At 69.7% G+C, this 7,995-nt stretch carries 5 protein-coding genes; all 5 read right to left on the bottom strand.

All coding sequences use genetic code 11. The features are described 5' to 3' along the window. Positions 1 to 2,769, bottom strand: a 2,769-nt coding sequence (locus tag ON31_RS08500; RefSeq protein ID WP_081592301.1) for a translation initiation factor IF-2 N-terminal domain-containing protein, incomplete at its 3' end; no start/stop codon positions are given. A gap of 589 nt (positions 2,770 to 3,358) precedes the next feature. Continuing rightward, positions 3,359 to 3,775, bottom strand: coding sequence for a nucleoside-diphosphate kinase (ndk, locus tag ON31_RS08495; RefSeq protein ID WP_029927102.1), 417 nt, complete (start codon positions 3,773 to 3,775; stop codon positions 3,359 to 3,361). 48 nt (positions 3,776 to 3,823) lie between these two features. Next, complete coding sequence (locus tag ON31_RS08490; protein WP_081592300.1) at positions 3,824 to 4,165, bottom strand: DUF4233 domain-containing protein; 342 nt, start codon at positions 4,163 to 4,165, stop codon at positions 3,824 to 3,826. A 68-nt stretch (positions 4,166 to 4,233) separates the two neighbouring features. Next, positions 4,234 to 5,673: a bifunctional tetrahydrofolate synthase/dihydrofolate synthase gene (folC, locus tag ON31_RS08485; RefSeq protein WP_411157818.1), complete on the bottom strand. Its 1,440-nt coding sequence runs from the start codon at positions 5,671 to 5,673 to the stop codon at positions 4,234 to 4,236. Continuing rightward, positions 5,670 to 7,995, bottom strand: a 2,326-nt coding sequence (locus ON31_RS08480) for a valine--tRNA ligase (RefSeq protein ID WP_039811260.1), incomplete at its 5' end; no start/stop codon positions are given. The genes folC and ON31_RS08480, both read right to left, overlap by 4 nt.

Below are 7,995 nucleotides of genomic sequence, written 5' to 3'. Positions count from 1 at the left end.
GGTCTCGGCCTGCGCCACCGCCAGATCGACCGCTTCCACGGCGACGACGGCGGCCTCGGCGGCCTCGTGCGCCGAGTCCTCGGCCTGGTGGGCGGCCATGGCCAGCGCCACCGGGTGGGCCCGCTTGGCGGCGGCCTTCTCCTCGGTCGGCGGGGCCTTCTCCTCCACCACGGCCGGTTCCGGCGCGGCGGCGGCCTTCTCGCCCTTGTCCTTGCGACGACGGCGACCCTCGCGGCGGCCCCCGCCCTCCTCCGCCGGAGCGGACTCGACCGGATAGTTGTGCACCAGGATCCCGCGCCCGTGGCAGTGCTCACAGGTGGTGGAGAACGCCTCGACCAGGCCGGTGCCCAGCTTCTTACGGGTCATCTGGACCAGGCCCAGCGAGGTCACCTCGGACACCTGGTGGCGGGTGCGGTCACGACCCAGCGCCTCGGTGAGGCGGCGCAGCACCAGATCCCGGTTGGACTCCAGCACCATGTCGATGAAGTCGACGACGATCATGCCGCCGATATCGCGCAACCGCATCTGGCGGACGATCTCCTCGGCCGCCTCCAGATTGTTGCGGGTGACCGTCTCCTCCAGATTGGAGCCGCCGGAACCGGTGAACTTGCCGGTGTTCACGTCGATCACGGTCATGGCCTCGGTGCGGTCGATCACCAGGGTGCCGCCCGAGGGCAGCCACACCTTGCGGTCGAGCGCCTTGGCCAGCTGCTCGTCGATGCGGAACGCGCCGAACACGTCCACACCGTTGTCGTCGTGCCGCTCGACCCGGTTCAGCATGTCCGGGGCGACCGTGCGCACATAGTTCTCGACGGTCGTCCAGGCCCGATCGCCCTCGATGACCAGCTTGGAGAAGTCCTCGTTGAACAGGTCGCGCACGACCTTGACCAGCAGGTCGGGCTCCTCGTACAGCGTCTTGGGCGCGCCGGAGCCGTTCTTGGCCTGCTCCTCGATGGTGCGCCAGGTCTTCTGCAACCGCTCCACGTCGCGGGCAAGCTCGGATTCGCTCACGCCCTCCGAGGCGGTGCGGATGATGACGCCCGCGTCCTGCGGCACGATATCGCGCAGGATCTCCTTGAGCCGCTTGCGCTCGGTATCGGGCAGCTTGCGCGAGATACCGGTGGAGGTGCCGCCGGGCACGTACACCAGGAAGCGACCGGCCAGGCTGATCTGGGTGGTCAGGCGGGCGCCCTTGTGGCCCACCGGATCCTTGGAGACCTGCACCAGCACGGTGTCACCGGGCTTGAGCGCCTGCTCGATCTTGCGCTCCTTGCCGCCGAGCCCGGCGGCCTCCCAGTTCACCTCGCCCGCGTACAGCACGCCATTGCGACCGCGGCCGATGTCGACGAACGCCGCCTCCATCGAGGGCAGCACGTTCTGCACCTTGCCCAGGTACACATTGCCGACCATGGAGGCCGACCCGGTGCTGGTGACGAAGTGCTCGACCAGGATGTTGTCCTCGAGCACCGCCACCTGGGTGGTGGCGGTCGGGTGCTCGGCGAAGTGCTTCTCCCGCACCACCATCACGCGGTCCACCGACTCGCGCCGCGCCAGGAACTCCGACTCGGTCAGGATCGGCGGGCGACGGCGACCGGCTTCGCGGCCGTCGCGGCGACGCTGGCGCTTGGCCTCCAACCGGGTGGAACCGGTGATGCCCTGCACCTCGTCGACATTCTTCTCGGCGCGCCGCTTGTTGCGCGGTTCGCGCTCGTGCACGACGGTGTTCGGCGGATCGTCGTCGGCGGGCTCGTTGTCGCCGTCCTCCCCGCCCTTGCGGCGGCGACGCCGACGGCGACGGCGGGAACTGGCGCCCTCCGGCACGGCCGACTCCTCGGCCTCGTCCTCGCCGGATTCGCTCTCGGCCGACGCCTCGGCGGCGGCGGTCCGCGTCTCGTCCTCGTCGTCGGTATCCGATTCGGACTCCGAGACGTTGTCCTCGCCCTCGTTCTGCTGCTCGCCGCGACCCCGGCCACGACCGCGACGGCCCCGGCGGCGCCGGCGGGAGGCGCCGTCGTTCTTGTCGCGGTTCTCGTCCCAGTCGCCCTCGTCGGTGCTGTCCTCGGCGGGTGCGGGCTCCTCGGCGGCGGGCGCGGTCTCCTCGACCGGCTCCTCCTTGGGCTTGCGCTCGACGCGGCGCTTGCGGCGCAGCTCCTCGGCGGCGGTGGCGTCCGGCGGCAGGAACAGCGGTGCGGCCACCACGGCGGGGGGCTCGAAGACCACGGATTCCTCGGCGGCCGGCGCCACGGACTGGAACGGGCTGGCGAACAGGGTGGTCGGCTGGTGCGCGGCGGTCGACTCGGCGGCCTCGGCCTGCTCGACCTCCTCGGCGGCCAGCTCGTCGGCGGTCCGGTCATCGCCCGCGGCAATGGCCTCGTCGACGGTCGCGGCGGCCTGACCGGCCGCAGCCGCCACCGCCGTGGTCTCGGCCGCGGTCGCCTCGGCGGCTACGGTCCCGGACGTCGGGGCGGCGTCACCGGGCACGGTCGCGGCGGTCACTTCCACGTCACGCGGCCCGAACGCGTCACGCACGGTTTCGGCGACGGTGCGGTCCAGACTGGATTGGGGGCTGCGGGCTTGCGCGCCCATCTCGGTCAGGTGGGCAAGGATGCGTTTGCTGGTCGTGCCCAGCAACTTCGCCAGTGCGTGCACTCGGATCCGTTCCGGCAACTGTTCGGCGGCCGGGGCGGTAGCCGACTGTCCCTGTCCCGAACGGCCCGCCTCCCCTTCACCGTTCACCTGCGATGCGTCCTGCGGCTCTTGTTCGGCCACGAATTCTCCTCGGACCCCCGGGCGCGTCCCTCTGGGAGTGACGCGGCCGACGCGGGGGCACTGTCCGTTCGCCTCGGTGCCCGGTGGGCTCGAGGTCGTATGGTCTCGCCCCGCGTGTCCGGTGTTCGCCTGTTGTCGTCGTTCGGCTAACTGGTCACGCGGCGCCTGGCTGGTTGGCTCAACACCACCGCACGAGCGTTCATCCAGCGTGCCGCCCGACAGCCGAGTCTCGGAAGCTGTCGGCGGCAGCGATGACCGTCCGTCATGCTGCGGTGCCTCGGTTGTGGCCGCCACCTGCCGCTAGTGACCGGCGTCGGCTACATCCGCTGCCCAGTATCCCACACTGTGTCTAATTGCCTCCGCTCCGCTCCGGCGGGTTCGCGGCGCTGGAGGTCCCGGTCCTTCCCTCCCTCCGCTCCCCCGCTTCGCTCCTCCGCTCCGGTCAGTCCAGAACCGGGACGCGCCGCGAACCAACGGGGGGTTACTCGGGCGGAGAGGGTTTACGCAGGCAGAAAGGCACCCCGGGTGCGCGGAGAGATGAGGCACCCGGGGGTGGGCGACGGCGCGGCCGATGCGAACGGGCGCTGTGTCAGTTGGCGGTTTCGGGGAACCAGAGGGAGATCTCGCGCTTGGCGGACTCGGGCGAGTCGGAGCCGTGGACGAGGTTGAACTGGGTTTCCAGGGCGTAGTCGCCGCGGATGCTGCCGGGGACGGCCTTCTCGACCGGGTCGGTGCCGCCCGCGATCTGGCGGAAGGCGGTGATGGCGCGCGGACCCTCGAGGATCGCCGCGACCACGGGGCCGGAGGTGATGAACTCGATCAGGGAACCGAAGAACGGCTTCTCCTTGTGCTCGGCGTAGTGCTCGCCCGCCAGCTCCTCGGAGACGTTCACAAGCTTCAGCGCGGCGATCTTCAGACCCTTGCGCTCGATACGGGTGATGATCTCACCGATCAGGCCACGGGCCACGCCGTCCGGCTTGATGAGAACCAACGTCTGCTCAGTCACGGCGCACAGCGTAACCGGGGAGCGCGCGAACTCCCGAATCCGGCGACGTCAGCCCTGATTCTCGGTGCGCTGGCTCGGGAGCAGGCCCATCTCCATACGCTTCTTCACATCCGCGCGCAGCACCAGGATGAACACCCACACCGCGGCGAAGACGATGCCGATGATGCCGATGGACAGGTGGATGAACGTGCCCGCCATCACGAAGATCTGCAAGCCCAGATTGAACGGGATGGCCCAGGGCCGCCGCTGCAATCCGGAGCCGACGACCATCACCGCGGCCAGCACGACCAGATAGGCGGTGGACCACCACTCCAGCCCGCCGCCCACCGCCGCCACCACCGGCAGCGCCAGCAGCACGGTGATGGCCTCCAGGATCAGCGCCCCGGCCATCACCCCGCGGAAGCCCTTCCACGGATCGGTGGCGGGCGCGGGCACTGGGTCGTGGGATGGGGGGCCGTTCACGCGGGGTCCTTTCCGAACAGTGAGCGGGCCGCCCCGGCGGTGACGACCGAACCGGTGACGACGATGCCCGCCCCCGAGACCATATCCTCGCCCTCCTCGGCGAGGGCGATGGCGGTTTCGATGGCGTCGGCCAGGTCGTGGGCGACCGCGACGCGTTCGTCGCCGAAGCGCTGCACGGCCAGGTTGGCCAGATCGTCGACGGGCAGGGCGCGCGGCGAACCGTTCTGGGTGACCACGACGGTGTCGAAGATCGGCTCCAGGGCGTCGAGGATGCCACCGGCGTCCTTGTCCCCCAAGACCGCGATCACACCGACCAGCTTGCGGAAGTCGAATTCGTCGGTCAGGGTCGCCGCCAACGCCCGCGCACCCGCCGGATTGTGCGCGGCGTCGATGAAGATGGTCGGCGCACTGCGCATGCGCTCCAACCGCCCCGGACTCGCGGCGGCCGCGAATCCCGCTCGGACGGCGTCGATATCGAGCTGCTTCTGCGCGCCCGCACCGAAGAACGCCTCGACGGCGGCCAGTGCCAGCACGGCATTGCGGGCCTGATGCTCACCGTGCAGCGGCAGGAAGATCTCGTCGTACACCCCGCCCAGACCCTGGAGCTCCAGCATCTGCCCGCCGATGGCCACTGCCCGCGACAGCACCCGGAACTCCGAGCCCTCCCGCGCGACCGCGGCGTCGACCTCGACGGCGCGGCGCAGCAGCACCTCCATGACCTCGGGCTCCTGCTGGGCGATGACGGCCACGGTGTCGCGCGGCACCAGTCCGTCGTCGGGAGCCTTCTTGATGATCCCGGCCTTCTCCCCCGCGATCGAGGTGAGATCCGGTCCCAGATAGTCGGTGTGGTCCAACCCGATCGGGGTGATCACCGCGACCTGCCCGTCGATCACATTGGTGGCGTCCCAGCGCCCGCCCATACCGGTCTCGACCACGGCCACGTCCACCGGCGCCTCCGCGAAGGCGGCGTAGGCCATGCCGGTGAGCACCTCGAACTTGCTCATGGCCGGACCGCCCGCCGCCGTGGACTGTGCGTCGATCATCTCGACGTAGGGCTGGATCTCACGGAAGGTCTCGACATAGCGCCCGGGGGTGATGGGCGCGTTGTCGATGGCGATGCGCTCGGTGGCCAGTTGCAGGTGCGGGCTGGTGATCCGCCCGGTGCGCCGGTGCAGGGCGGTGAGCAGGGCGTCGATCAGGCGGGTGACCGACGTCTTGCCGTTGGTTCCGGCGATGTGGATGGCCGGGTAGCCCTGCTGCGGCGAGCCCAGCAGATCCATGAGCGTCGAGATGCGCGCGAGCGACGGCTCGATCTTGGTTTCCGGCCAGCGCTGATCCAGTTCGGCTTCGACCAGGGCCATTTCGGCGAGGTCGACCGGGGAGGTGCCGCCGGTCAACGGCTCCTCCGCGTACCGGCGCTCCGGCTCGTCGTTCACTTGCGCTCCGCCAGCTTCTCGATCTCCGCCAGCCGCGCGCCGATGCGCTCGACCTCGGAGGCGGCGAGTTCCCGGCGTCCCCGGATCTTGGCCACCACATCCTCGGGCGCCTTGGCGAGGAAGCCCTCGTTGCCGAGTTTGGCGGTGGTGCCCGCCAATTCCTTCTGGGCGGCGGCGAGATCCTTCTCCAGGCGGCGGCGTTCGGCGTCGAGGTCGACGGTGCCGGAGGTGTCGATCTCCACGGTCACGGTGGCATCGCTGAGGCGCACCTCGAGTGCGGCGGTGGCGGCGAAATCCTCACCCGCCTCGGTGAGCCGGGCGAGCGCGGCGATCTCGGCGAGCTGCCCGGTGAGGTCGGCGGCCTCGATGCCGATGAGCTTCGCGGCCACCTTCTGCTTGTCGGTGAGCCCCTGATCGCTGCGGAAGCGGCGGATCTCGGTGATGAGACGCTGGGCGTCGGCGATGCGGCGATCCGACACCGCGTCGGCGGGCACGCCGGAGGTCTCGGGCCACCGCGCGATCACGAGGGATTCACCGCCGGTGAGCGCCCGCCACAGCGCCTCGGTGACGAACGGAATGGCCGGATGCAGCAGGCGCAGCACCGAATCCAGCACATTGCCGAGCACGATGCGGGTGCCGGCGGCGCGCTCCTCGGATGCGGCGAACTGCACCTTGGCCAGCTCCAGGTACCAGTCGCACAGCTCGTCCCAGGCGAAGTGATACAGCCCTTCGAGGGCCTTGCTGAACTCGTAGCGGTCCAGCGCCGTATCGGTCTGGGCGCGAACGTCTTCGAGCCGGTCCAGGATCCAGCGGTCGGCGTCGGTGAGGGTGTCGCGGGCGGGCAGCTCGCCCGGTGCCGCGCCGTTCATGAGCGCGAACTTGGTGGCATTGAACAGTTTGGTGACGAAGCTGCGCGAGGCCATCACGTGCGAGGTGCCGATGGACAGGTCGCTGCCGGGCTGTGCGCCGCGGGCGAGGGTGAAGCGGGTCGCGTCCGCGCCGTATTCGCTGATCCAGTCCAGCGGGTCGATGCCGTTGCCGCGCGACTTGGACATCTTCTTGCCGTGTTCGTCGCGAATCAGGCCGTGCAGGAACACATCCTGGAACGGCACCTGCCGCTGTCCGCCCTTGCCCGAGGTGAGCGCCGGGTCGTCGGAGACGAACATGCCGAACATCATCATTCGGGCCACCCAGAAGAACAGGATGTCGTAGCCGGTGACGAGAACGCTGGTGGGATAGAACTTTCCGAGTTCCGGGGTGGCGTCGGGCCAGCCCATGGTGGAGAACGGCCACAGGCCCGAGGAGAACCAGGTGTCGAGCACATCGGGGTCCTGCACGTAGCCCTCGGGGGCCTGCTCGTCGGGGCCGACGCACACGATCTCGCCCTCGGGGCCGTACCAGATCGGAATGCGGTGCCCCCACCACAGCTGCCGTGAGATGCACCAGTCGTGCATGTTGTCGACCCATTCGAACCAGCGCGGCTCCTGGCTGGCGGGGTGGATCCGCACATCGCCCGCGCGCACGGCGTCACCGGCGGCCTTGGCGAGGGATTCCACCTTGACCCACCACTGCATGGACAGCCGCGGTTCGATGGGTTCACCGGAGCGCTCGGAGTGGCCGACGCTGTGCACGTACGGGAACTTGCGGGCGACCACGCGGCCCTCGGCCTCCAGGCGCTCGCGGATCTCGCGCCGGGCCTCGAAGCGGTCCATGCCGTCGAATTCGGTTCCGCTTCCGGCGATCTTGCCGGTCTCGTCCATGATGGTCGGCATGGGCAGGTTGTGGCGCAGACCCAGCTCGAAGTCGTTGGGGTCGTGCGCCGGGGTGATCTTCACCGCACCGGAGCCGAATTCGGGATCGACGTAGTCGTCGGCCACGATCGGGATCTGCCGACCGGTGATCGGGTGGTACAGCGTGGTGCCGACCAGCGCCGCGTACCGCTCGTCGTCCGGGTGCACCGCCACCGCGGTGTCGCCGAGCATGGTCTCGACGCGGGTGGTGGCCACGATCACGTGCGGCTCGTCGTCGTTCAGCGAGCCGTAGCGCAGCGAGACGAGCTCGCCCTCCACGTCCTTGTAGTCGACCTCGAGGTCGGAGATGCCGGTCTTCAGCACCGGCGACCAGTTGACCAGGCGTTCGGCGCGGTAGATGAGGCCCGTGTCGTAGAGCCGCTTGAAGATGGTCTGCACGGCGCGGGACAGGCCCTCGTCCATGGTGAAGCGGTCGCGGCTCCAGTCCACGCCGTCGCCGAGGCGGCGCATCTGGCCCTGGATCTGGCCGCCCGATTCGCGCTTCCAGTCCCAGACCTTGTCGACGAACAGT

This window comes from Nocardia otitidiscaviarum NBRC 14405 (assembly GCF_000308635.1).
Lineage (GTDB): Bacteria > Actinomycetota > Actinomycetes > Mycobacteriales > Mycobacteriaceae > Nocardia > Nocardia otitidiscaviarum.
This window is presented reverse-complemented; position numbering and strand designations above follow the sequence as displayed.